Raw genomic sequence first — 25,232 nt, 5'->3', positions numbered from 1 at the left:
CTTAAGCCACGCGCGCCTTCACCATCAGCGCCTTCATTTCACTGACTGCAGCTTTCCAGCCGACAAAAACCGCGTGCGCCACAATGGCGTGGCCGATGTTCAATTCGGCGATATCGGGAATCGCCGCGATGGCCTGGGCGTTGGTGTAATGCAGGCCATGTCCGGCATTGACCTTGAGGCCGCGTCGCACGCCTTCCTGCACCGCGATTTGCACACGCTCAAGCTCGGCGCGCTGGGTGGCCTCGTCATGCGCTTCGGCATAACGTCCGGTATGCAATTCGATCACCGGCGCGCCAATTTCCGCAGCAGCCTGGATCTGATCGGCTTCCGGATCGATGAACAGGCTGACGCGTATCCCTTCCGCCTGCAACTGTCGCACCGCCGCCTGCACTTCGGAAAAATACTTGACCACGTCCAGGCCGCCTTCCGTCGTCAGTTCATGGCGGCGTTCCGGCACCAGGCAGGAATCGTGCGGCTTGATCTTGCAGGAAAAATCGATCATCTCCTGGGTCACCGCCGCTTCCAGATTCATTCGCGTGCGCAGCAGCGGGCGGATCGCCTCGACATCGGCATCGCGGATATGGCGGCGATCTTCACGCAGATGCAAGGTGATCGCATCGGCGCCCGCTTCTTCCGCCTGCAGCGCCGCTTGTATCGGGTCCGGATAAACCGTGCCGCGCGCATTGCGCAAGGTGGCGACGTGATCGATATTGATGCCAAGGTCGATAATCGACGATGTTGGATTGAGATAGCTCATCGGAGGTTTGGGTGAGTGATGAAATTTTAATGGAAAGGAAATCCTGGACTAATTCTGGCGCGACGGCAAGGCCTGCGTGCTTGCATCGGCAGCCGGCGCCTGCCTCCAGCTTAGTACAAAGTACGCCAAAGCACCTGCCACCAGCCCCCAGAACGCGGCGCCGACGCCAAACAGCGTGACGCCGGAGGCAGTCACCAGGAAGGTAATCAGGGCGGCCTCGCGTTGTTTGTCGTTAGCCATCGCGATCGTCAAACTGTTGGCGATGGTGCCGAACAGCGCCAGGCCGGCAATCGCCAGCACCAGTTCTTTCGGGAAAGCCGCAAACATGGCGCCAACCGTGGCGCCGAACAGGCCCACCAGCAGATAGAAGCCGCCAGCGGCGACCGCCGCCCAGTAGCGCTTGGCCGGATCTTCATGGGCTTCCTTGCCCATGCAAATGGCGGCAGTGATCGCCGCCAGGTTGAGCGAGAAACAACCGAACGGCGCCAGCACCACCGTAGTCAGGCCGGTCCATGTCATCAGTGGCGAAACCGGCGTGTTATAGCCGGAAGCTCTGATCACCGCCACGCCAGGCGCATTCTGCGACGCCATCGTCACCACGAACAATGGAATGCCGACGCCGATGATGGTCGACCAGGAAAAGCTCGGCATCGTAAACACCGGCAGCGCCCAGGCAAAATGGAAATTCTCGAAGTGCAGCAAGCCCTCGACCGCGGCCAACGCGGTGCCGATCAGCAGCACAATGATGATGGCGTAACGCGGCAACCAGCGCTTGCACAGCAGGTAGAAGACGAACATCGCAAACACCATCACGAACTGCGGCTTCATCGCGACAAACACGTTCATGCCGAAATGCGCCAGGATGCCGGCCAGCATGGCGGCCGCAATCGACAATGGAATCTTGCCCATCGCCCGTTCGAACCAGCCGGTGACGCCGCACAAGGTCACCAGCGCGCCGGCAAACACGAAGGCGCCGATGGCGTCCGACATCGGCACGCCGGAAAGGCTGGTCACCAGCAAGGCGGCGCCAGGGGTCGACCAGGCAGTCACCACAGGAGCGCGATAACGCAACGACAAACCGATGGTAGTCAGCCCCATTCCCAATCCCAGCGCCAGCATCCAGGAACTGATTTGCGCCGGCGTGGCGCCGGCGGCGGATGCCGCTTGCAAGACGATGACCGCTGAACTTGTAATGCCGACCAGTACCGTCACAAAACCGGCGGCGACACCGGACCAGGGGAAATTTTTCATCGTTGCATCATCGTTGTTGATTGTCTGTGTGCTTCCATTTACCGACAGAACCAGCTCAAGTCGTCGCGCAGCCTACAACTGCATCAGGTCAATCAGTATCTGGCGCGTGTTCAGCGGCGCGCCACCCAGATGATATGCCAACAGGAAGCGCATCAGCACCTTGCTTTGCGCCTGGGTGGCAACATCGCGGTAATCTTCGCGTTCCATATCCAGCAATGTCTTGCCACTGACGCGCGGCCAGGAATCGGAGGCACGCGCCGTCCGCGGGCCGCGCTCGGGATCGACCACGTACATTTCAGCCGGATCGATCGGCTGGCGGCTGCTGGTGCAGATGGTGAAATCGCCGGCCACGCCGGTCTGCTTGAGCAACGCCCTTTCGAACTGGCGCAACACGATCGGCGCCGGCTCCTGGTGGGCCAATTGGTTGAGTGTGGTGACGTAGTGATTGAATAAAGCGGCATGCGGATCGTCACGCGCCACCAGCTTGACCAGCAATTCGTTCAGGTAAAACCCGCACAGCAGCGCCGACTTCTCCAGCGGCAGCAAGCCGCCAACCCATTCGGCGGCAATCAAGGTACGGATTTCGGATTTACCGCTCCAGCTCAGCGACAATGGTTGGAAAGTTTGCAGCACGCCACGCAGCTTCGACAAGGGGCGTTTGGCGCCCTTGGCGACCAGCGCAATGCGGCCGTAGTCACGGGTGAAGACGTCGATGATCAGGCTAGTTTCGCGGTGCGGGTAGCTGTGCAGGACAAAACCAGGCTGCGCGGTGACGCGGGTATCTTTCTCGGGAATGCGGGCGCGCCGCTTGGGACTGGCGGCGGCGGGAACAACAACGGGATCGGGAGCGGCATCGGAAAATTCGATAGCCGCCACCTCAACCTCAACAGCGTCACCGGCCGACGGCTCGGCTGCCTCTCCGGCAATAGCATCGGCGATGATCGCGTTCATGCTGGTTGGCTTATTCGTAGCCGTATGCGCGTAATCCGGCCTCGTTGTCGGCCCAGCCGGATTTCACCTTGACCCAGATTTCCAGGTACACCGGACCGCCGAACAGGCGCTCCATATCGAGCCTGGCCTGGGTCGAGATATCCTTCAGGCGTGCGCCCTTCTGGCCGATCACCATCGACTTGTGCGTATCGCGCTCGACCAGGATGGCGGCAAACACGCGGCGCAGGTTGCCTTCAACTTCAAACTTCTCGATCAGGACAGTGCTGGTGTAAGGCAGCTCGTCACCGACAAAGCGGAATACTTTTTCGCGCACGATTTCAGCGGCGAGGAATTTTTCGCTGCGATCGGTGATATCGTCTTCGCCAAACATCGGCGGATTGGCCGGCAGATGCTTGCGAATCTCGCCCTGCAGGTTATCCAGCTGGAAACGCAGCTTGGCCGACACCGGCACCACGGCGGCGAAATCGCGCAGCGCGGCGATCTTCTGTGCGAAAGGCAGCAGAATGGCCTTGTCCTTGACCCGATCCGATTTATTGATCACCAATATACATGGCACGTTAGCCGGCAACAGATTCATTACCTGCTGGTCGGCCGGACCGAAAGTGCCGGCTTCGATGATGTACAGGATCACGTCGGCCGCGGTCAGCGTAGTGGTCACGGTGCGATTCAGCGTCTTGTTCAGCGCATTCGAATGACGAGTCTGGAAACCCGGCGTATCGACATAAACGAATTGGGTATCGGCGACGGTCTGGATGCCGGTAATGCGGTGCCGCGTGGTTTGCGCCTTGCGCGAGGTAATGCTGACCTTGGCCCCGATCAGTTCGTTCATCAGGGTCGACTTGCCTACGTTCGGCCGACCGACAATCGCGATATAGCCGCAACGGAAATCAGCTGCCGGCGATGCTGCGGTCGAGGCCTGGGGTGTAGAGTCTGTCATGCGGTTTTCGATTTACTCGTAATAAGAGGTGTTGCGTTAGAAGTTGCAGAAGTCGCGGCGGCAGTAACTGCCGGTGTGGCGACATCCGCGGATGATAACGATACTGCGTTGCCGGCCTTGGCGCTGCCGGCAGCTTTAGTAGATGCCGCAGCCTTGGCTGCAACCGGTTCGTCAAGCGGTGCGTCAGGCGCATCCGGCTGAATCGTCGCAATCCCGGTGAGTTTCAATTGCGCGGTGCGCGGCTTGGTCTTGCGTGGCGCCGCCGGGGCTTTCACGAAAGCCTTTTGCACAGCTTCCAGCGCCAGCTTGGCCGCAGCCTGCTCACCGGCGCGGCGACTACCGCCGCTGCCGAACACCTGGATATCCAGCTTCGGCACCAGGCATTCAATTTCGAATTCCTGATTGTGCGCGGCGCCATGCGTGGCCACGACATTGTATTGCGGCAGGGCGATCTTCTTGCCTTGCAGGTATTCCTGCAACAGCGTCTTGGCGTCCTTGCCGAGTGTTTTCGGATCGACGGTATCGAGGATCGGAATGTACAGGGCGCGAATCACGTCACGCGCTGCATCGAAGCCGGCATCCAGGAAAATTGCGCCGAACAGCGCTTCCAGCGTATCGGCCAGGATCGACGGCCGCCGGAATCCACCGGATTTCAACTCGCCCTCGCCCAGGCGCAGGAACTGCGACAGCTCCAGTCGCTGCGCGATTTCATACAACGATTGCTGTTTGACCAGGTTGGCACGCACGCGCGACAGGTCGCCTTCGTCGATCTTGGTATAACGGTCGAACAACAATGAAGCGACAACGCAATTCAGAATCGAATCGCCGAGGAACTCCAACCGTTCGTTATGCAAGGTGCTATGGCTGCGGTGCGTCAAGGCCTGCTGCAACAACGTAGCATCCTTAAAAGTGTGGCCTAGCCGATTTTGCAATAACATGAGATCCATTTTTTCGCCGACGCTTACTTTGATGTCATCGTCCAATGGTGTTTAAGGGTTCTTGGCGGTGCTGCCCGCATAATTGATCAACAGGCTGACCGGTCCAGCCAGCGGGATTTTCTTTTCGTACGCAAAGCTGATTTGGATATCGTCGCCGTTCTTGGTGATGTCCAGGTCTTTCCCTGCGATCGCATCGATATAGCCTACTTCAGCCTGCTTGTTGAATGCATTCTGGATTTCCTGCACGGTCGTACCGGACGTCCGGGCGCTGGCAATGGCTTTCTTGATTGAGAAATACTCGATCGTTGTCGGCGTCACCTTTGCCGCCACAACTCCGATGAACCCGAGGATCGCCAACCAGACGATCAACCCGAATAGCGTAATCCCTTGCTGCTTCCGTGTATATCCGGAAATTTTTGTCATCCCCGACTCCCGCCTATGGTTTATTTAAAGAAAGTGCCAATACGTTTGAAATTACCCAAATTCATCCACACCAAAAATGCCTTTCCGACAATATTCTGGTCTGGCACGAAGCCCCAATAACGGCTGTCTTCGCTGTTGTCCCGATTATCCCCCATCATGAAATAATTGCCAGCGGGCACTGTGCAAGTAAATCCTTCGGGATTGTAGGAACAATCTTCCTTATTAGGAAAATCCATCACACCTTCCAGCGCAATCGGCGGCCTGCCGCTACGGATCGCAATCGTATGTTGCACGTTTGACAGGTTTTCCGTGAATTGCTGGGAGTAATCCAGGCTGTCCTCATTCAGGTAATCCGGCAACGGCGTATAAGAAAGCGCTTCGCCATTAATCGTTAAACGTTTGTTTTTGTAGGTTATTTTATCACCCGGCACCCCAACCACGCGCTTGATGTAATCCAGCGACATATCCTTCGGATATTTGAAGACCATCACATCGCCGCGCTGCGGGTTGTTCATCTCGATCACTTTTTTATTGATGATCGGCAGACGGATACCGTAAGTGAATTTATTCACCAGGATCAGGTCACCCACCAACAGCGTCGGCACCATCGAGCTGGACGGAATCTTGAACGGCTCATACAAGAACGAACGCAGGAAAAATACCGTCGCGATAACCGGGAAGAAGCTGCCCGAATATTCGACCCAGGTTGGCTGGCGCAGCAGGTTCGCTTCCAGCGCGGCGCGTCCGCTCGCTTCCAGCTTGATACCTTCGGCGCTCAGCTTGGCGTTACGCGCATCGAACTCGGCCAATGCTGCAGTGGCCTTGGCGCGCCGTTGCTTGCTCAGGTAGAAGCGATCCAGAAACCAGATGACGCCGGTAACGATCGTCAGGACAAACAGAATTAATGCGAAATTTCCCAGGATTGATTGCAATGTCATTTTTCATCCACTTGTAAGATTGCCAGGAATGCCTCTTGCGGGATCTCGACAGATCCCACTTGTTTCATCCGCTTTTTACCGGCCTTCTGCTTCTCGAGCAGTTTGCGCTTGCGGCTGATGTCGCCGCCGTAGCACTTGGCCAGCACGTTCTTGCGCAGCGCCTTGACGTTCTCGCGCGAAATGATATTGGCGCCGATCGCGGCCTGGATCGCAACATCGAACATCTGGCGCGGAATCAGTTCACGCATCTTGGCAGCCACAGCGCGGCCACGGTACTGGCTGTTGGCGCGGTGGACGATGATCGCCAGGGCGTCGACTTTTTCGCTGTTGATCAGCATGTCGACCTTGACCACATCAGCCGAACGGTATTCCTTGAACTCGTAATCCATCGAGGCATAGCCGCGCGAAGTCGACTTCAGGCGATCGAAGAAATCCAGCACCACTTCGGCCATCGGGATTTCATAGGTCAGCTTGACCTGCTTGCCGTGGTAGCTCATGTCGATCTGCTGCCCGCGCTTCTGGGTACAGAGCGTGATGACCGAGCCGACATACTCTTGCGGCATGTACAGGTTGACCGTGACGATAGGCTCGCGCACCTCTTCGATATGCGACGGGTCCGGCATCTTCGATGGATTATCGACCAGCATGACGGTGCCGTCGCGCTTGACCACTTCATAAATGACGGTCGGCGCGGTAGTGATCAGATCCATGTCGAACTCGCGTTCGAGGCGTTCCTGGACGATTTCCATATGCAGCAAACCGAGGAAACCGCAGCGGAAGCCGAAGCCCAGCGCCTGCGATACTTCTGGTTCATATTGCAAGGCGGCGTCATTCAATTTGAGCTTTTCCAGCGAGTCGCGCAGCGCATCGTACTGGTTGGCCTCGACCGGGAACAGGCCGGCAAACACTTGTGGCTGCACTTCCTTAAAGCCCGGCAAGGCTTCAGCCGCTGGCTTGGACGCCAACGTCACCGTGTCGCCAACCTTGGCCGCCTTCAATTCCTTGATGCCGGCGATGATAAAGCCCACCTGGCCGGCCGACAGCGATTCGCGCGATTGCGACTTTGGCGTGAACACGCCGACGCTTTCAGTCAAATGCTGGGAGCCGGTGGCCATCAGCAAAATCTTGTCCTTCGGACGCAACGTGCCGTTCTTGATCCGCACCAGCATGACAACGCCGACGTAGTTATCGAACCAGGAATCGACGATCAGCGCTTGCAGAGGCGCATCCGGATCGCCCTTTGGCGGCGGCACTTTGACGATCAGCGACTCCAGCACTTCGCGCACGCCGAGGCCGGTCTTGGCCGAGCAATGTACTGCGTCGTGGGCATCGATACCGATGACGTCTTCGATTTCAGCAATCGCGTTATCTGGATCGGCAGAAGGCAAGTCGATCTTGTTCAGCACCGGCACCACTTCGACGCCGAGATCAAGCGCGGTATAGCAGTTGGCCACGGTCTGGGCTTCCACCCCTTGCGAGGCGTCGACCACCAGCAGCGCGCCTTCGCAGGCCGACAGCGAACGGCTGACTTCGTAGCTGAAGTCGACGTGTCCGGGGGTATCGATCAGGTTCAGATTGTAGATCTGGCCATCCATCGCCTTGTACGTCAGGGCTGCGGTCTGGGCCTTGATGGTGATGCCACGCTCGCGCTCGATATCCATCGAGTCGAGTACCTGCGCCTCCATCTCGCGATCGGACAAGCCGCCGCAAGACTGGATGATACGATCCGCCAGGGTAGATTTACCGTGGTCGATGTGGGCGATGATGGAGAAATTACGGATGTTGTTCATTGACAGACGCGATTACAAAAAAAGCGCTCTGAGCCGGGCCCAGTGCGGTGCCTTGTACTTGTTGGCGCAAATAAAAGGAAGGATTCCTGCTCCAGACTGGGCACGCATCGGAGCGATAGCGAACTATCGACAGGATGCGCAACGGCGTATGGGGCAAAAAGACGAACTGTTATGTGCCGGCAAGTACGAAACACTGCACCTGTGTCCCAGGCGAGCGCCTTTTATGACAGGTTATTCAGTGCCGCCATTTTACCGGATTTCAGGGGGGAAAACCGACAAATCAAAGGCCTCGGGATTTCCCTCAACAGTATAGCAAGCAAAGCAAGTTATCTACATACTCTACCGTGTATGTGGTAAAGCCATTGAAAACAGGGGTACATCAGGCTCTTTTTGCAATTTTCGCAGGAGTATGCAGAAATTCCAGGCATTTTGATGGCCTGCGGAAAGGGCCTGCACATTTATATCCAACCCAACTACCGAGCTCGGTACAGCCAGAAGCGGCTCAGCCCGCCAAAAAAGCCTTCACCCGCTCCGGGTCAAGGAAATAGTGACAAAGCTGCAACGGCGCCGAACCGTCCACACTGCCGACCAGCACCGGCACCAGTTCGTCGTAGCGGGCGACCAGTTCAGAATCCGCATCGACATCGATAACATCGACGGTAAACCAGCCCGCCCCATGTTCATGCTGCCCGCGCAAGGCCAGCAACGCCTGCAGCATGTCATCGCAAAGATGGCAATAAGAACGGCCATATAAAATAAAGTGCGGCTTCGGCATCAATATTCCCTTCGGAAGCAGGCAAAAACAAAGAGCTGCAGACCTCGACGATCTGCAGCTCCGGATAATGCAAGTTACCTGTGTCAGTTAGTTGGACGCAGCGGCACGAATTGCGAAGACTCGCCGCGACGCACCAGCAGCACCGCCATCTTCTTCGGCTCCAGCTTGGCTACCAGCGCATTGAATTGCTTGGCATCCTTGATATCGGTATTGTTCAGACGCTGGATCACGTCGCCCGGAAGCAAACCGACCCGCGCCGCGCTACCCTCTACCGCATCAACCTGGATACCGCCATCGATGCTCAGCTCTTTCTTCTTGGCATCGCTCAAATCGCTGACGATCAACCCCAGCGCATTCGCCACCTGCTCCTTCTTCGGCTTCTTGTCTTCATCCGAATTGGTCGCCACCTTGTCTGCGGCAAGCTCGGCAATCGTCACCGAAAAATCGCGATTACTGCCCTTGCGCCACACGGTCAGCGTGCCACGCACGCCAGGCTTGGTATTGCCGACCAGACGCGGCAGATCGCTCGCCTTGTCAATTGTCGTGCCATTGAATTTCAGGATGATATCGCCAGCCTGCAATCCGGCCTTCGCGGCAGGACCATCCGGCTCAACCCGGGCAACCAGCGCACCTTCAGCTTTCGGCAAACCGAGCGATTCAGCGACATCCTTGGTCACTTCGCCGATTTGCACGCCGATACGGCCGCGCGTCACCTTGCCGCTTGTTTTCAGCTGCTCGGAAACGCGCATCGCCTCATCGATAGGCACCGCAAACGAGATGCCCATGAAGCCACCGGAACGGCTGTAAATCTGGGAGTTGATACCCACAACTTCGCCACGCAAATTGATCAGCGGGCCACCGGAGTTGCCAGGATTGACCGCCACATCGGTTTGGATCAAAGGCAGGTAGTCGCCGGTATCACGCGCTTTCGCCGACACAATCCCGGCTGTCACGGTATTTTCCAGGCCGAATGGCGAACCGATTGCCAGCACCCACTCGCCGACCTTGATCTTGTCGGAATCACCCATGACCAACAACGGCAGGTTCTTGCCATCGATCTTCAGCAATGCGACATCGGTACGCGTATCCGCGCCGACGACCTTGGCCTTGAATTCGCGCTTGTCTGTCAGCGTCACGTAAACATCGCTGGCGCCGTCGATCACGTGCGCATTGGTCATCACGTAACCGTCCGCCGAAATGACAAAACCGGAGCCGACACCGCGAGGCACTTCTTCCTGCTGCTTTGGATCACTCTTGCGTCCGCGCGGACCTGGCGCTTGCGGACTTGGTTTTCCCGGAATAGGGACACCGAAGAATCGCCGGAAAAATTCCTGCATCTCGGCATCGCTCGGATCATCCGAATCATCTTGCGAGGAACCGGACTTCACTTTTTCAGTGGTGCGAATATTGACGACTGCTGGGCCCGTCTTTTCAACGATCTCGGTAAAATCCGGCAACCCAGACAATGGTGCCGCTACCGCGACAGGGCCGACGCCGACCATTGCAGGAACAAAAAAAGCGGCTGTCGCACCGACAACCATTGCAGATAAAACATAACGAGCAGAGCGCAACATCTTCATAGTCATGGAGTTTTATTTGTTTTTGAGTTCAATCGAATTCGCCACCTGCCTGATCGCAGCCGATGGCACCTCACCTACAATCGTCAGCCAGTAGTCGCCCTGACGCTTGCCCACGATATTCAATGCTCCCTGCTGCAGGGAACCCTCAGTGCGACTTTGACTGCCCGGCTCGATAAATATCGAAATCGCGGCGAGTCCGTCGGAAAAGACCAACTGCGACACTTCGCGCCGCGTCACCTGGGTGACGGCATTATTCGAAGCCGGCGCATCGGTTACCATGCGCTTGAGTTCACGCACTTTCTTGAAGCCGACCGGCATACCGGTCACCGTCCACTCATTCAGGTTGGCCGGGTTCATCACGCTGCTTTCGACATGCCAGCCATTGGTATTGCCGAAACTCGACTTCAAATGACTGTGATCAACGTTGCCGATACCGATCTGCGTAAACGAAATCTGCTCGACGATCTCATTCTTGCCATTCAACGTCTGTGCGCGCAACAGCAGGCCGGTATTCTTTTCCGCCCACAGCTTGTAGCCATAACGCATGTTGTCTTTCGGCTCAAGCAGCACAGCCTGGCAGTCGAAGCCGGCAACACGTCCGGTTTCGCCCATTTTCACATCGTAATAGTCAGTCAGATCGGCCGGCAGAGCCGCCAGGATGGCTGGAAACGCATCTTGCGTGACGCGCTTCTCGACCAGCTTGGTCCTGGTTTCCGGGATGTAGCAAGTGACATCCTCATTGCGACGAATATATTCGCGCGGCTGCCCGTCCAGGATTTCCAGCTTCTCTATTTCATTCCGGCCTTCCAGCACATGCGTAATGCGTGAAGTCCGAATCTGGTTCGACTGCTGGTAAATGAAGGTGCCGGAATAATTCAACTTCTGCGCTGCCGACTGGATTTTTTTCAACAGGGCCTGCGCCTCCTGCTTGTCGGCGACTTTTACGGCATCCGTGCCTTCCGCGTGAGCGGAAAGCATGATGCATGTCGACAGAAGGATAACAACCCGAAGCAAGACCTGTGTCTGCCGCATATTATTTATCAGCATCAGGTGCAAATGTAGCGGAACGCGCATATTGCGCAGCGCTGTATAAAGAAGGAGAGAAACGCTGGTGCGCCAACAGATATTCATCCATCCGCGGATCACGCAGCACTTCGCCGGTATGCGTGGCATGGACATCGCTTGCCGATGCCAATGCCAGCTGCGGCGTCGCTACAGCTGCCGGTGACGGGCTGTTAGCCACCATGATTTGCGGCGAGATGATGAACGCCGCAGCGGCTACTGCCGCAGCCGCCATGCCTGGCAACGCAAAGCGCTTGATCGTACGTCGGGTACGAGTACTGCCGAAACGCACAGGCTGGCCGCCGCCGATCGCAATCTGCTCGGATTCGTGCTGAGGAGCAGCAGCGGCCAGGGGCGCGGAAATATAGACAGGTTCCGCATCGAGCCGCGCCGCCATACGGGCGGAAAAATCGGAGCTCATTGTCAACGCCATATCATCGGAGCGCAAGATATCACCAATCTGGTGGTATACGTCCCATGTATCGCGGCCTTCCGTTTGACGCAAAGCCGCCAATGCCATATCCACATAGGCATTGGACAACTCCCCGTCAGCCAAGGCAGAAATCTGCTCTTGGGTCATTTCTTTGGTATTCATAAGTCACCTAGTTAAAACCTGGCCAACCCCTTCGTTCCCGAAAAACCACTATCTTTTTTTACCAACGTTTGTCGATGGCCGTCCCCAGCAACGGCCTCAACTTGTCTGCGATAGCTTCCCGTGCCCTAAATATTCGACTGCGTACCGTACCTATCGGACATCCCATTGCTTCAGCAATTTCGTCATAACTTAACCCCTCAATCTCGCGCAAGGTAATTGCCGTACGCAATTCCGTCGGCAAAGCCTCCATGGCAGTATTCACAGTTTGCGCTATCTGCTTGGTTGCCAGCAAAGATTCAGGAGTGTTTATATCCCTTAGTTGCTCGCCGTCGTCAAAAGTTTCTGCTTCCTCTGAATTTGCTTCGGTGGAGGTCGGAGCCCTACGGCCCTGGGTCACAAGATAGTTCTTGGCGGTATTAATGCCAATTCGATACAACCAGGTATAAAAGGCAGAGTCGCCCCTGAACTGAGGCAGCGCCCGGTATGCCTTGATAAAGGCTTCCTGCACAACATCCTCAGCTTCTGCCTGATCGCGCACCAGCCGCGAAACAAGACGCATCAGCTTGCGTTGGTATTTAACAACCAAGAGCTCGAACGCCTTCTTATCGCCACGCTGTACGCGCTCGACAAGCAGTTGATCAATTTCGCGTTCTGTCGTCAATCCACATTCCCTTGTTTTTTTGCGACTAGCTTGTGGACCCGAACGTAGACTGGAAGCAATAACATAATTTCAACAAACAGCTATTCATTACCCAATCAATCGGGCGCCATCTTGTCTGTGCGCATCGAAATCCATCGACACGCCACGGACAAAACTCTAAAAGTATCATTAGGAACACAATCAGGCAGTATAGCGATTGTTCTGACTGAGCCGCTATCTAATCGAAGACGCAATAGCAGCAAATGTGACCAGAGGGTAGTGCCTTGCAGCAAATATGCGTTTGCCGGCACATGTACCGGGATATTCCCGCTCCTTGCGGGTATAACGTCCGCAACCCGGATTTGGCCGACCGCGGAGATATCGATTCGAACCAATCGGTTGCTACGCATGTAACTGAACATGCCGTACAAGGCCGCCGCCAAGCAGGCTACGGCCAAAAACATTTGCTCAGCCTGCATCAGATCGCCAACGACACCCGCCGCAATCAAGGCGCCGGACAGTCCGATCAGCGAACACAAACCACCCACCATGAACAACAGCATCCTGGACGGTCGGATCATCGCAGACACGGCAATTGACATGATGGCAAGCTTTATAAAAAACTTCGAGCCGTCATCCAGAGACGACGGCTCGCATCTTCCATATTACTAGATTTTGCCAAAAACTAAAGTGCCATTCGTGCCACCAAAGCCGAATGAGTTTTTGACTGCGATGTCGATTTTCATCTCCCGCGCCGTGTTGGCACAGTAGTCAAGATCACATTCCGGATCCTGATTGAAAATATTTGTCGTCGGCGGCGAAATCTGGTTATGCAAAGCCAGTACGGTAAATACTGACTCCAAACCACCAGCGCCACCCAACAAGTGACCGGTCATCGACTTGGTCGAATTCACAACCAGCTTGTAGGCATGATCGCCAAAAGCTGCCTTGATCGCTTCGGTTTCATTCTTGTCGCCCAATGGAGTCGAAGTTCCATGTGCATTCAAGTACTGAACCTCATCAGCATTCACACCTGCATCGCGCAGAGCATTACCAACACAGCGACGCGGACCATCCAGGCTCGGCGCAGTCATGTGGTAAGCATCGCCGCTCATGCCGAAGCCGAGCAGTTCCGCATAGATCTTGGCGCCGCGCGCCTTGGCATGCTCATACTCTTCGAGCACCAGCACGCCAGCGCCTTCGCCCAGCACGAAACCATCGCGATCCTTGTCCCACGGACGCGATGCCGTAGCAGGATCGTCATTTCGCGACGACAAGGCACGGGCCGATGCGAAGCCACCGACGCCAAGCGGAGAAACGCTAGACTCGGCGCCACCAGCGATCATGACATCGGCATCGCCGTACTGAATCATGCGGCCGGCCGCACCAATACAATGCAAACCGGTGGTGCAAGCCGTCACTATCGCCAGATTCGGTCCCTTGAGACCATATTTGATCGACAAGTTACCCGAGATCATGTTGATGATCGATGCCGGGATAAAAAACGGGCTGATGCGCCGCGGACCGCGAGCGGTCAGTTCGGCGTGTGTTTGTTCAATCAAGGGCAAGCCACCAATGCCGGAACCGATGATGACACCGATCCGTTCAGCATTGGCTTCGGTCACTTCGAGACCGCTGTCTTGCATCGCCTGCATCCCCGCAGCCATGCCATAGTGGATAAAAGTATCCATATGCCGTGCTTCTTTGGCGGGAATGTAATCTTCGATATTGAAGCCCTTTACTTCTCCCGCAAAACGCGTGGAAAAAGCAGTGGCGTCAAACTTGGTGATGGCTGCGATCCCTGACTTGCCTGAGATAATCGCACTCCACGCATCGGCAATCGTATTGCCGACCGGTGAAATGCAACCCAGGCCAGTGATCACAACGCGACGTTCACGTGTGCGGCTCAAGCGGTTCTCCTGGATACGTTCAAAGCTAGCTTAGGCCGCCTTAACGTGGGCCTTGGCGTAATCAATAGCTTGTTGCACTGTAGTGATCTTTTCAGCTTGTTCGTCAGGGATTTCCATTTCGAACTCATCTTCCAGTGCCATCACCAATTCCACGGTGTCGAGCGAATCTGCACCCAGATCGTTAACAAACGACGATTCAGTCTTGATGTCAGCTTCTGCGACGCCCAGTTGCTCAGCGACGATTTTTTTAACGCGTTGTTCGATATCGGACATGTGATGCCTCCATTAGGTTACAGAAAGTGCGCGCATTTTAGCAGGTTTGCGCATTGAAAATTCACTTTCGACATTTGTCTTTAATAATTAATAAAACAACGTCAAAAGTGTCTAAATAGGTACTACTTACATTGAACTCTCAAATTGGCCGCCAAACTGGCAGCACCAATATCAACTCATGTACATGCCGCCGTTGACGTGCAGCGTGGTGCCGGTGATGTACGCAGCTTGCGAAGATGCCAAAAAGGCAACCGCAGCAGCGATATCTTCAGCAGCGCCTAAGCGTCCCAGCGGGATCTGTTGCAGCAGGGAGGCGGTTTGTTGCTCGCTCAACGCCTTGGTCATGTCGGTATCGATAAAGCCCGGGGCAACGCAATTGACCGTAATGTTGCGGCTACCGATCTCACGCGCCAGCGCACGGCTCATGCCGGATACGCCAGCCTTGGCTGCTGCATAGTTCATTTGGCCCGGATTGCCGGCCGAACCGACCACCGACGTGATATTGATGATACGGCCGTGCTTGGCCTTCATCATGCCACGTAGGACCGCGCGCGACAGACGGCCGACAGCCGTAAGATTAGTCGCAATCACCGAATCCCACTCTTCGTCCTTCATGCGCATCGCCAATTGATCCTGGGTGATGCCGGCGTTATTGACCAAAATCGACAATCCGCCGAATTCTTTCTGGGTAAATTCGATCGCAGCGTGACATGCCTCTGCATCATTCACATTCAATACAATACCGCGGCCATTGCCCGGCTGGGTAGCTTCCAGATATTCGCCGATTGCCGCCGCACCAGACTCCGAAGTCGCCGTGCCGACAACCTTCGCGCCACGCTTGAGCAACTCCAGCGCAATGGCGCGACCAATACCGCGCGACGCACCGGTCACCAGGGCGACCTGGCCGTCCAGATCCTGTACAACTGAATTTTGTGAGGTCACTTCAATGTCTCCAACATTTTATCCAGCGATGCCTGATCGACAATCGCTTCGCTAATCAATCCGTCATTAATACGCTTGGTCAAACCAGCAAGAACCTTGCCCGGTCCACACTCGACCACATGGCTGATACCTTCGCCGGCAATTTTCTGCACCGTTTCAACCCAGCGCACCGGGCTGGCCGCCTGGCGCACCAATGCATCCTTGATGGCTTGCGGGTCGTTGACGATTGCCACATCGACGTTATTGATCAAGGCAATCTGCGGCGCCGAGAAAGTCAGTTCCTGCATGTACTCACGCAAGCGATCCGACGCCGGCTTCAACAGCGAGGAATGAAATGGGGCCGAAACCGGCAATGGCAAGGCACGTTTCGCACCTTTTTCCTTGGCGGCAACGCAGGCGCGCTCAATCGCTCCCTTGTGGCCGGCGATGACGACCTGCGCCGGCGCATTGAAATTCACCGCCTCGACAACTTCGCCTTGCGCCGCAGCCTGGCAAACTGCGCGCACGTCGTCGTCCGACAAACCGAGGATGACGGCCATGCCGCCCTGCCCGACCGGAACCGCCTGCTGCATGGCTTGCGCACGAAAACGCACCAATGGAACCGCATCCTTGAAAGCAATCACGCCGGCGGCAACCAGCGCCGAATACTCGCCAAGGCTGTGCCCTGCCACCAGCGACGGCGCAGCGCCGCCCGCTGCCAGCCACGCGCGGTAATAAGCAACCGCAGCGGTCAACATCACCGGCTGGGTATTGGTCGTCAGGTCCAGCTCTTCTTTCGGTCCTTCGGCAATCAACTTACCGAGATCAAACTGCAGCGCTTCGGAAGCCTCCGCCACAGTATCTTTCACCACCCGATTGTCGGCGAAGCCGTTCAACATGCCAACGGCTTGCGAGCCTTGGCCCGGGAAAACAAATGCGAATTTATTCATGCCTTACCTGTGGATATCAAATTCAAATTTATCAAATGCGTGCTTACGACGACTTGGAATGCCTGCAAAGACCACAACCGCAGTTGTACCGACCTGGCTCGCTGCTTGATCGGGAAGCGCGCACCTGCAAGGCAGGTACGGCGCACGACACAAGGTGGAGATCGGGTTGCACGGCAGGCCGGCAAGCTCTCCTTACATGCGGGCCAGAATCGCACCCCAGGTAAAGCCGCCGCCAACACCTTCCATCATGACGTTGTGACCTGGCTTGACGCGACCGTCGCGTACCGCCTGGTCGAGCGCCAACGGAATCGATGCAGCCGAGGTGTTGCCGTGCTGGTCGACAGTCACCACCATACGCTCCATATCCAGACCCAGTTTGCGCGCGGTGCTTTGCATGATGCGGATATTCGCCTGATGCGGAATCAGCCAATCGATCTCGGACGACTCCATCCCGGCGATTTGCAGCGCTTCGTTGGCAACCTTTTCCAACACCGACACCGCCAGCTTGAATACTGCCTGACCATCCATGTACAAGAAGGCGCTGCCTTCCACGACACCGGCGTTGACCTTGCCCGGAACGCACAGGATTTCCTTGTGGCGGCCGTCGGCATGCAACTTGGTGGCAAGAATGCCAGGCTCGGTCGAAGCGCTCAAGACCACCGCGCCGGCGCCATCGCCGAACAAGACGCAAGTGGTGCGATCTTCAAAATTCAGGATGCGCGAAAACACTTCGGTGCCGATCACCAGCACATTCTTGTGCGCACCGGTCTTGATCATGCTGTCGGCGATCGATACCGCATACACGAAACCGCTGCATACCGCCTGCACGTCGAACGCGGCGCCGCCATTGGTGATGCCCAGCTTTTGCTGAACCACGCAGGCGGTGCTCGGGAAACCACCGAAATGATCCGGGGTCGAAGTGGCCACGATGATCAGGTCGATATCGTCAGCCTGCATGCGCGCCATATCGAGCGCCTGCTTGGCCGCAGCGACCGCGAGATCGCTGGATTGCACATCGGCGTCGGCATAGTGACGCGCGGCGATGCCGCTGCGCGAAAAAATCCATTCATGGGATGTCTCGATCCCTTTTTCAGCGAGCTGTGCGGCGAGCTCCTGATTGCTTACCCGTTTCGGCGGCAAATAGCTGCCGGTACCGACAATTTTGCTATATGTAGTCATGCTGTCTTTTGTTGGGAAGATTCAGTCGTAGTGATTTGGCCCGATGCCGCATCCACACCAGCCTCAATCGGCTTGGCCACTGCTTCGGCAGATGGCTGCGGCATCAGTTCCGCAATTGTGGTGGCAATACGAGACAATACATCATATTTCGCAGCATCGAATGCGCGCTGTATCGCCCATTCGTAACCATAGGCATCAGCGCCGCCATGGCTCTTGAAAACCAGGCCGCGCAAACCCAACAGGCTGGCGCCGTTATAACGCGAAGGATTCAGGCGGCGTGAAATCGCCTTGATCGCACCACGGGCAATCACCGCACCGACCATGTTCAAGATGCCGCTTTTGAATTCCGTGGTCAATACGGCCTTGACGAAACGCCCCAATCCTTCCGATGCCTTGAGCGTCACGTTGCCGACAAAACCATCGCAAACGACGATGTCGGTAGTGCCTTCGAAAATATCGTTGCCTTCAACATTGCCGTAAAAATTCAGGATACCCTTTTCGTGATCGGCACGCAGCAATTCGGCGGTCTGCTTGACCACTTCATTACCCTTGATATCCTCCTCGCCGACGTTCAGCAAGCCGATCGTCGGACGTGGCTTGCCTTCCATGGCCGACACCAGTGCCGAGCCCATCAATGCGAATTGATGAAGATGCAACGGCTCGCAGTCGACGTTCGCGCCCAGATCGAGCATGTAGGTCGGACCGTCTTTTTGATTGGGGAGGATGGTGCAGATTGCAGGGCGGTCAACGCCATGCATTGTCTTCAGCAGATAACGCGATACCGCCATCAAGGCGCCGGTGTTGCCGGCCGATACGCAGGCTTGCACCTGCTCATCCTTGACCAGGCGCAACGCAACACGCATTGAGGAATCTTTTTTACGGCGCAAAGCAGTTTCGATGGAGTCGTCCATCGTTACCACTTCCGATGCATGCAGCACCGATAACCGGGGATGTGCGCTAGCCTTGTGCTTTTTCAGCTGCGCCCGAATTTCTTCTTCGAGGCCAACCAATACCAATTCGGCCTCAGGCTCGCGGTTGGCAAATGAAATAGCAGCAGGTACGGTAACCGACGGGCCGTGATCGCCACCCATGCAGTCGATAGAAATTTTGATTGTCATTGTTTTGATTCAGTGCCTACTCTAAGCCGTATTATGAGGCAGATTGGGCGCGATTCAAAATGACGCGAGGAATTATTCCGCATACAAAAACGGCGCTACTGAGTAAAACTCATCGCGCCGCCTTCAACCTGCATCGCAAGAACAAGTATTACTCGTCGTTCTTGGTCTTCAACACTTTACGGCCACGGTAAAAGCCGTTCGGGCTGATGTGGTGACGCAAATGTGTTTCACCAGTCGTTGGCTCGATAGCCAGCGGAGGTGCAACCAGAAAATCGTGGGCACGGTGCATGCCGCGCTTCGATGGGGTCTTCTTATTTTGTTGAACTGCCATGATAACTCCTGCTTTCTTAAGATCTTAAAGTTTAACATATCCAACCCTCAGAACAGGGAAAGGCTGGATATTCCTGCCGCGTTTGTGCGCGGATTTTACTACCTATTGCCACACCTTAGTCACACGGAATCACATTCATGTGAAAATCAGCGCGACAAATTTACCGCAATTCTTTACTTAACTTACTTTTTACTGCTGCTTCAAATTCTTCAGCATCGCGAAAGGCGATTCTTTTTTGACACTTTGCACACCTTCAAGCGCGGACTGATCCGGGCAAACCGGATGCTTCGGCGACAGTGGCAAGGCCAGCAAAGCCTCATCTTCAACCAACTCAACAATATTCAGTGATTTAGTGCCGACGATGACGTCAATTTCGTCATTATCGAGAAGCGCATCAATCGCATCGGCACTTTCTTCGTCCTTTGCCAGTACCAGCACCGACTCCGAATCGATGTCGAAAGCAAATGGGGTCAAGCAACGCTGGCACATGATCTTGGTAGAACCGCTGACCGACATCGTCAACTGGGGATGCCCCAGCTGATCGACACCGCCGACCAGAACCCAATGCAGCACACCGGAACGATCGGCTGATTCAGCAGCTAGGCGACTCAAGTCAGCCACGGCGATTTCGCCTTCGCGGCGCTCTTTATGGCGCGAATACTCAAACGCGTCGATGATAAAAGCACTCATAGTCTGAAGCCGAACCCGGAAAACCTGCGATAATAACAGCCTTTTCCCTTATTCGTCAAAGTGTTAGCGCACTTTCCGTTGATAACCGGTGTTTTGTTGCCCGGCAAGTGCTCAAATAACCAACACCATGACCACTTTACAACAGATGCCCCCTGCCCCAAGCTCACCGTCACTGCCGCGCCTGATCCTCGGCTCCAGCTCCAGATACCGCAAAGAATTGCTTTCCCGACTAGACATTCCGTTCGAAGTCATGGTTCCGGATATTGACGAAACTCCCGCCCCAGGTGAGAGCCCCGAAGCCACCGCTCTGCGCCTGGCCCGTGAAAAGGCCCGTGCCGTCGCATTGCTGGCGCCCGGCGCCCTGGTGATCGGTTCGGATCAGGTTGCAACGCTGGACGGCGAGCAAATCGGCAAGCCGGGCAACCATCAGAATGCACTGGAGCAATTACGAAAAATGCGTGGTCGCCGCGTGATTTTCCATACCGCACTATGCTTGTGGGATGGTCGCCAGAGCGAGCCTGAAGCCGCCGCCCAGATCGAAAACATCCAGACTTTCGTCACCTTCCGCGACCTGCCGGATGCCGAGTTGGAAGCCTACCTGCACATTGAACAACCTTACGACTGCGCCGGCAGCGCAAAAAACGAAGGCCTGGGTATTGCTATCCTGGAAAAGATAGAGAGCACCGACCCCACCGCGCTAACCGGTTTGCCTTTGATTACACTGACCAGTATGCTGCGCCGTGCCGCTTTCCCGTTTTTCACAAGATAATAAAATTCTACCATGCCAGGCATCCTGTACTTAATTCCCAACACGCTGGGTCAAGACGCAACCGAACTCAAGCAACCACTGGCGGCCGTTATCCCGCTCGAAGTCCAGGCTCTCACTGCCCGCCTCGATTATTTCATTGCTGAAAATGCAAAGACCACGCGCGCTTTCCTGAAGCTGATCGACGCGGCGCAAACGCTGACCAAGCCGCTGCAGGAAATCGAGATTGCCGAACTCAACGTGAACACCGCCAGCAACGCCCTGCCGGCATTGCTGGCGCCGTTGCTGGCCGGACGCGACGCCGGCCTGATTTCCGAAGCCGGCGTGCCGGCGGTGGCCGACCCCGGCGCCAATCTGGTTCGGCTGGCACATGCGCACGCGATTCAGGTTCGGCCGCTGGTCGGCCCGTCGTCGCTGTTGCTGGCAGTGATGAGCAGCGGCTTGAACGGCCAGAGTTTTGCCTTCAACGGCTACCTGCCGACTGATGCGGAACAGCGCAGCAAGCGCATCAAGACATTGGAGCAACGCTCACGCCAGGAACAACAGACACAACTGTTCATCGAGACGCCGTATCGCAACACGGCTTTCCTGGAAGCGCTGGCCAACAATTGTCAGGCTGGCACGTTGATTTGCGTGGCCACCGATCTCACCTTATCGTCGGAATCCATCAAGACCCAAACGGCAGCCAAATGGAAAGCGGCACTGGCCGCCGGCAAGGCGCCGGATTTCCACAAGAAGCCAACAGTCTTCCTGTTGCTCGCGCAATAAATTCCAGGCCACTTCCGCAGAAATGCCTGCAGAACGCAAAACGGCGACGGTATTGCGCCGTCGCCGTATTTGCCTGTCTCGAAAGACATTATCTTGAGAAGTCGAAAACTTCTCGGTGCCGCATTCGCGATGCGGTGGTTTGTCAGGTAGCTAATTTACTACGCCAATGCAAGGGGTTGTTTTGCGATGGAATAGACTTCTTGCTACCCAAACAATTGCAACTGAGTGGCCAACGATTTTGATCTATCTATAATCGCCTCCTCCATTCGCTATTCCTCGAGTCCTTTTAATATACGACAGGATCGCGCAGATACAAGGCGAATTACAGTATTACGATATGCCGATTTTTCTTCGATGATGCAACGGCAATTTTTCTCCGCCGCACCACCAAACAAGCATTAAATAAAACTCAACGCAACACCGGCTTGACGTTGCTCATCAACGATTGCACGACACCCACACCCATCGCCACGCCGAATTTTTTCAGGACGCGCTCAGGCAAGCCTTCGCTCTTGGTGTAATCGACAATATCTTCCTGCTTCAAGACATCGCGGGCAACGCTATCGACCGTACCGAAGCCATCCGCCAATCCCATTTCGACCGCCTTGGAGCCGCTCCAGAACAGGCCGGAAAAGGTTTCCGGGGTTTCCTTCAAACGCGCGCCACGACCTTTGCGCACGACATCGATGAACTGTTGATGGATCTCTGCCAGCATGTCTTGCGCATAACCCTTCTGGGTCGCGCTCATCGGACTGAACGGATCGAGGAAGCCCTTGTTCTCACCGGCGGTCAGCAAGCGCCGCTCGACGCCAACCTTGTCCATCAAGCCAGTGAAACCGAAGCCGTCCATCAGCACGCCGATCGAGCCGACGATGCTGGCCTTGTTGACGTAAATCTTGTCAGCTGCAGCGGCGATATAGTAGCCACCCGATGCGCACATCTCATCGACCACTACATACAAGGGCTTGTTCGGATACTCCTTGCGCAGGCGCACGATTTCATCATTGATGATGCCGGCTTGCACCGGGCTGCCGCCAGGGCTGTTGATGCGCAGGATGACGCCGACCGAATCGTCTGCAGCGAAGGCATTATCCAACGCCGGCACCACTACGCTGGCAGAACCGTTGCCTTCCGATTCGATGGCACCGCTGATCTTCACCAGCGCGGTGTGCGCACCGACGGTCTGCGTATCGGAACCTTCGTAATTGATACCCAACCAGAACGCGAAGCAGATCACGCCAAGAAATGCCAGCTTGAAGAAGACACCCCAGCGCCGCCGCGCACGCTGCTCACGCAATGAGGCGTAAGCCAGTTTTTCCAGCAGTTCGCGCTCCCAACCTTCTTTTTTGTCGGACATGGCTGTTTCCATATTGTCAAATTCGTTATTGCTCATGGTGCTCACTCACATCGATTGTTCGAGATCATTCATTGGAGGCTACAGCCAATCAGGCAATGACTGGCCGCACATACTCATCAGGGATCCAGAACACCTGATCATTGCTTTCTTCAACCAAAATCTTGCGCAAACTGCCGCCGCGACACGGGCCGCCGGCACACTTGCCGGTTTCCGGTTCGTACACGGCGCCGTGCGTGGCGCACATCAGGTACATGCCGCTGGACTCGAAGAACTCGCCCTCAAGCCAATCCAGCTCCATCGCCACGTGGGCACAACGGTTCAGGTAGGCGTGGACCACATTGTGATGGCGAATTGCAAACGCCACCGCATCCTCGCCACCGGCGGTAACCGGGAAACGCACGCCTTTGCCGCGCTCAGCCAGTGCGGAAGAAGGACAGATAGGGATTAGGGTATTACTCACTGGTCGCTCGCGTATCGGGTAATCGACTGACCGCCAACATCAGGCGTTGTCATTCAGCCAGGCATGCAATTGCACGGTCGAAGTCGCACTGAACAATGGATTCAGCGCCTGCAATTCGTGCGCCGGATGCGCGCCGTACTGAACCGCAATCCCTGCTGCACCGGCGTTGACCGCCATTTGCAGGTCATGTGTCGTATCGCCGATCATCACGGTGCGCTTCAGATCCTGCCCCAGTTCACGCGTCAATTCCTGCAACATCGCCGGATGCGGCTTGGAGAAAGTCTCGTCGGCACAGCGCGTAGCGTCGAAAACCGATAGCAGCTTGGTTTCATGCAGCGCGCGATTCAGGCCAACCCTGCTCTTGCCGGTAGCGATCGCCAGGAAATAGCCTTGTTGCGACAAGTCCGCCAGCATTTCACGGACGCCGTCAAACAGGGTCAGATCCTGATCCTGCGCCAGGTAATGATAACGATAGCGCTCCACCACGCGCGGATATTGGCTGGCGTCCAAACCCGGCATTGCCACCTGCATCGCCTCCATCAAACCCAGTCCGATCACATGCGAGGCCGCCTTGTTGTCCGGAATTGCCAGTCCCAAATCCTTGGCCGCTGCCTGGATACATTTCACGATGATGGCGGTACTGTCCATCAAGGTGCCATCCCAATCAAATACGATTAAGTCAAAATTCTTTCGCGCCATATTGCCTGGCAATTCCTTGCCAGCTCCTGATCATGTTATTGGACAGCCTGCCGACAAACCGGCAAACCAATAAATAAGTATTAATTGCTATTCATTAATTGCTATTCTAATCGTCCCCGGCTTCCGGTGTTGCAGTGGCAACATCGTTGGGCAGGCTTTTCAGGAATTTCTCGCACTCCGGCGGCAGCGGCGCCTTCAAGGTTACCGGCTTGCCTGTTTCTGGATGAGCGAAGGTGATTTGATAGGCATGCAGAAACATGCGCTTCAGCGCGACACGCTGGCCGTCGGCCTTCTGCAAAGTGCGATTCAACGCAAAATCGCCGTACTTGTCATCCCCTGCAATCGCGAAACCGCTCGACGACAGATGCACCCGGATCTGATGGGTGCGGCCGGTTTTCAGTTCCGCTTCAAGCAACGCATATTCACCGTAGCGGCGAATCAGGTTGAAAATCGTATGGGAAGCCTGACCATCGGCCTGCACGCGCACGCGGCGCTCGCCGTCGGCGGCCGTATATTTGTGCAGCGGCAGCTTGATATGCTGTCTTTCGTTCTGCCAATCGCCGTGTACCAGCACCAGGTAACGCTTGTCGGTCTCACCGTCGCGCATTTGCTCGTGCAGGTTGGTCAACGCAGAACGTTTCTTGGCCAACAACAAAATACCTGAGGTATCGCGATCCAGGCGATGCACAAGTTCCAGGAACTTGGCTTGCGGACGCGCCGCGCGTAACTGTTCGATGACACCGTAGCTGACGCCAGAGCCACCGTGCACGGCAACCCCGGCAGGCTTGTCGATCACCAGCATGTGGTTATCTTCAAGCAATATCTTAAATTCCGCTCCTGGCACCACTTGCTCTTGCTTTTCAGCAATTCTAATTGGCGGCACCCGAATCACGTCGCCTTCCAGCAAACGATAGGTCTGGTCGATACGTCCTTTATTGACCCGCACCTCGCCGGAACGCAGCACGCGATATATATGGCTTTTGGGTACACCTTTACAAATACGCAACAAAAAATTGTCGATCCGTTGACCGGCATCCTCTTCGCCGATGGTTAACAATTGAACTTGCAGGGGCGCGGGAGGCGACTTCACCTCTTGCGCCACGGCCATTTTGGGCTCAGCCTTGTGCTTGAGCGCGGCTTGTGTCCGCGGCTCCGGGCGAGACTTGACTCGCC

The 25,232-nt window shown here is 55.9% G+C and carries 28 protein-coding genes; 3 read left to right on the top strand and 25 right to left on the bottom strand.

Features of this window, described 5'->3' with window-relative positions:
- Position 1: 1 nt before the first annotated feature.
- The 13 genes from pdxJ to rpoE form a co-directional block, all read right to left on the bottom strand.
- Complete coding sequence (pdxJ, locus tag ACIPF8_RS20645; protein WP_400424682.1) at positions 2-757, bottom strand: pyridoxine 5'-phosphate synthase; 756 nt, start codon at positions 755-757, stop codon at positions 2-4.
- 48 nt (positions 758-805) lie between these two features.
- The gene (locus tag ACIPF8_RS20640; RefSeq protein WP_400424679.1) at positions 806-2,008 is read right to left on the bottom strand and encodes a benzoate/H(+) symporter BenE family transporter; all 1,203 of its coding nucleotides are present in this window, start codon (positions 2,006-2,008) and stop codon (positions 806-808) included.
- A gap of 72 nt (positions 2,009-2,080) precedes the next feature.
- Positions 2,081-2,959 (bottom strand): DNA repair protein RecO, encoded by an 879-nt coding sequence (recO, locus tag ACIPF8_RS20635; protein WP_400424677.1) that lies wholly within the window; start codon positions 2,957-2,959, stop codon positions 2,081-2,083.
- A 10-nt stretch (positions 2,960-2,969) separates the two neighbouring features.
- Positions 2,970-3,896, bottom strand: a complete 927-nt coding sequence (gene era / locus ACIPF8_RS20630) for a GTPase Era (RefSeq protein WP_400424675.1) — start codon at positions 3,894-3,896, stop codon at positions 2,970-2,972.
- Positions 3,893-4,843 carry a ribonuclease III gene (gene rnc, locus ACIPF8_RS20625; RefSeq protein WP_400424673.1) on the bottom strand — a complete coding sequence of 317 codons (951 nt, stop codon included), beginning with the start codon at positions 4,841-4,843 and terminating at the stop codon, positions 3,893-3,895. Before rnc ends, era begins: the two co-directional genes overlap by 4 nt.
- A 42-nt stretch (positions 4,844-4,885) precedes the next feature.
- Complete coding sequence (locus ACIPF8_RS20620; protein WP_400424671.1) at positions 4,886-5,257, bottom strand: DUF4845 domain-containing protein; 372 nt, start codon at positions 5,255-5,257, stop codon at positions 4,886-4,888.
- Between the two features lie 20 nt (positions 5,258-5,277).
- The gene (gene lepB, locus ACIPF8_RS20615; RefSeq protein WP_400424669.1) at positions 5,278-6,195 is read right to left on the bottom strand and encodes a signal peptidase I; all 918 of its coding nucleotides are present in this window, start codon (positions 6,193-6,195) and stop codon (positions 5,278-5,280) included.
- Positions 6,192-7,985, bottom strand: coding sequence for a translation elongation factor 4 (lepA, locus tag ACIPF8_RS20610; RefSeq protein ID WP_400424668.1), 1,794 nt, complete (start codon positions 7,983-7,985; stop codon positions 6,192-6,194). Before lepA ends, lepB begins: the two co-directional genes overlap by 4 nt.
- A gap of 502 nt (positions 7,986-8,487) precedes the next feature.
- Positions 8,488-8,760 (bottom strand): glutaredoxin family protein, encoded by a 273-nt coding sequence (locus ACIPF8_RS20605; RefSeq protein ID WP_400424666.1) that lies wholly within the window; start codon positions 8,758-8,760, stop codon positions 8,488-8,490.
- Positions 8,761-8,843: 83 nt separating this feature from the next.
- Positions 8,844-10,340: a DegQ family serine endoprotease gene (locus ACIPF8_RS20600; protein ID WP_400424925.1), complete on the bottom strand. Its 1,497-nt coding sequence runs from the start codon at positions 10,338-10,340 to the stop codon at positions 8,844-8,846.
- Between the two features lie 12 nt (positions 10,341-10,352).
- Positions 10,353-11,372 carry a MucB/RseB C-terminal domain-containing protein gene (locus ACIPF8_RS20595; protein WP_400424663.1) on the bottom strand — a complete coding sequence of 340 codons (1,020 nt, stop codon included), beginning with the start codon at positions 11,370-11,372 and terminating at the stop codon, positions 10,353-10,355.
- A gap of 1 nt (position 11,373) precedes the next feature.
- On the bottom strand, positions 11,374-11,997 hold the full coding sequence (locus ACIPF8_RS20590) for a sigma-E factor negative regulatory protein (protein WP_400424660.1): 624 nt from the start codon (positions 11,995-11,997) through the stop codon (positions 11,374-11,376).
- A gap of 58 nt (positions 11,998-12,055) precedes the next feature.
- The gene (gene rpoE, locus ACIPF8_RS20585; RefSeq protein WP_061532876.1) at positions 12,056-12,658 is read right to left on the bottom strand and encodes an RNA polymerase sigma factor RpoE; all 603 of its coding nucleotides are present in this window, start codon (positions 12,656-12,658) and stop codon (positions 12,056-12,058) included.
- 290 nt (positions 12,659-12,948) lie between these two features.
- Here rpoE and ACIPF8_RS20580 point away from each other — a divergent pair, with 290 nt between their 5' ends.
- Positions 12,949-13,236: a hypothetical protein gene (locus ACIPF8_RS20580; RefSeq protein ID WP_400424657.1), complete on the top strand. Its 288-nt coding sequence runs from the start codon at positions 12,949-12,951 to the stop codon at positions 13,234-13,236.
- Between the two features lie 69 nt (positions 13,237-13,305).
- Here the strand turns inward: ACIPF8_RS20580 and fabF are convergent, their stop codons facing one another.
- From fabF to ACIPF8_RS20540, 8 genes are all read right to left on the bottom strand, one after another.
- A complete protein-coding gene (gene fabF, locus ACIPF8_RS20575; protein ID WP_400424654.1) occupies positions 13,306-14,547 on the bottom strand; it encodes a beta-ketoacyl-ACP synthase II in 1,242 nt (413 codons plus the stop codon).
- 30 nt (positions 14,548-14,577) lie between these two features.
- Positions 14,578-14,820 (bottom strand): acyl carrier protein, encoded by a 243-nt coding sequence (gene acpP, locus ACIPF8_RS20570; RefSeq protein WP_061532874.1) that lies wholly within the window; start codon positions 14,818-14,820, stop codon positions 14,578-14,580.
- Between the two features lie 171 nt (positions 14,821-14,991).
- A complete protein-coding gene (gene fabG / locus ACIPF8_RS20565) occupies positions 14,992-15,762 on the bottom strand; it encodes a 3-oxoacyl-ACP reductase FabG (RefSeq protein ID WP_400424651.1) in 771 nt (256 codons plus the stop codon).
- Positions 15,759-16,691 carry an ACP S-malonyltransferase gene (gene fabD / locus ACIPF8_RS20560; RefSeq protein ID WP_400424648.1) on the bottom strand — a complete coding sequence of 311 codons (933 nt, stop codon included), beginning with the start codon at positions 16,689-16,691 and terminating at the stop codon, positions 15,759-15,761. The genes fabG and fabD overlap by 4 nt, the downstream gene beginning before the upstream one ends.
- A gap of 192 nt (positions 16,692-16,883) precedes the next feature.
- Entirely contained in the window at positions 16,884-17,870 is a 987-nt protein-coding gene (locus ACIPF8_RS20555; protein WP_400424646.1) for a beta-ketoacyl-ACP synthase III, read from the bottom strand.
- Positions 17,867-18,988: a phosphate acyltransferase PlsX gene (plsX, locus tag ACIPF8_RS20550; protein WP_400424643.1), complete on the bottom strand. Its 1,122-nt coding sequence runs from the start codon at positions 18,986-18,988 to the stop codon at positions 17,867-17,869. The genes ACIPF8_RS20555 and plsX overlap by 4 nt, the downstream gene beginning before the upstream one ends.
- Positions 18,989-19,136: 148 nt before the next feature.
- Positions 19,137-19,319 carry a 50S ribosomal protein L32 gene (rpmF, locus tag ACIPF8_RS20545; protein WP_014006864.1) on the bottom strand — a complete coding sequence of 61 codons (183 nt, stop codon included), beginning with the start codon at positions 19,317-19,319 and terminating at the stop codon, positions 19,137-19,139.
- 189 nt (positions 19,320-19,508) lie between these two features.
- Positions 19,509-20,009, bottom strand: coding sequence for a YceD family protein (locus ACIPF8_RS20540; protein ID WP_400424640.1), 501 nt, complete (start codon positions 20,007-20,009; stop codon positions 19,509-19,511).
- 127 nt (positions 20,010-20,136) lie between these two features.
- On the opposite strand from ACIPF8_RS20540, the gene ACIPF8_RS20535 reads away from it, so the two are divergent.
- On the top strand, positions 20,137-20,778 hold the full coding sequence (locus tag ACIPF8_RS20535; RefSeq protein ID WP_400424638.1) for a Maf-like protein: 642 nt from the start codon (positions 20,137-20,139) through the stop codon (positions 20,776-20,778).
- A gap of 12 nt (positions 20,779-20,790) precedes the next feature.
- Positions 20,791-21,543, top strand: a complete 753-nt coding sequence (locus ACIPF8_RS20530) for an SAM-dependent methyltransferase (RefSeq protein WP_400424635.1) — start codon at positions 20,791-20,793, stop codon at positions 21,541-21,543.
- 409 nt (positions 21,544-21,952) lie between these two features.
- On the opposite strand, the gene ACIPF8_RS20525 is transcribed toward ACIPF8_RS20530, so the two are convergent.
- The 4 genes from ACIPF8_RS20525 to ACIPF8_RS20510 all read right to left on the bottom strand — a co-directional run bounded on the left by ACIPF8_RS20525 (position 21,953) and on the right by ACIPF8_RS20510 (position 25,167).
- Positions 21,953-22,936, bottom strand: a complete 984-nt coding sequence (locus tag ACIPF8_RS20525) for a S49 family peptidase (RefSeq protein WP_400424632.1) — start codon at positions 22,934-22,936, stop codon at positions 21,953-21,955.
- Positions 22,937-22,988: 52 nt separating this feature from the next.
- Positions 22,989-23,360, bottom strand: coding sequence for a Rieske (2Fe-2S) protein (locus tag ACIPF8_RS20520; RefSeq protein WP_400424629.1), 372 nt, complete (start codon positions 23,358-23,360; stop codon positions 22,989-22,991).
- Between the two features lie 39 nt (positions 23,361-23,399).
- Positions 23,400-24,059 carry an HAD-IIIA family hydrolase gene (locus tag ACIPF8_RS20515; protein WP_400424627.1) on the bottom strand — a complete coding sequence of 220 codons (660 nt, stop codon included), beginning with the start codon at positions 24,057-24,059 and terminating at the stop codon, positions 23,400-23,402.
- Positions 24,060-24,165: 106 nt separating this feature from the next.
- Complete coding sequence (locus ACIPF8_RS20510) at positions 24,166-25,167, bottom strand: RluA family pseudouridine synthase (RefSeq protein WP_400424624.1); 1,002 nt, start codon at positions 25,165-25,167, stop codon at positions 24,166-24,168.
- Positions 25,168-25,232 lie beyond the last annotated feature (65 nt).

Source organism: Collimonas sp. NPDC087041, assembly GCF_044745265.1.
GTDB lineage: Bacteria > Pseudomonadota > Gammaproteobacteria > Burkholderiales > Burkholderiaceae_D > Collimonas.
The sequence above is the reverse complement of the archived record's forward strand: the minus strand, read 5'-3'. Positions and strand labels throughout refer to the sequence as shown.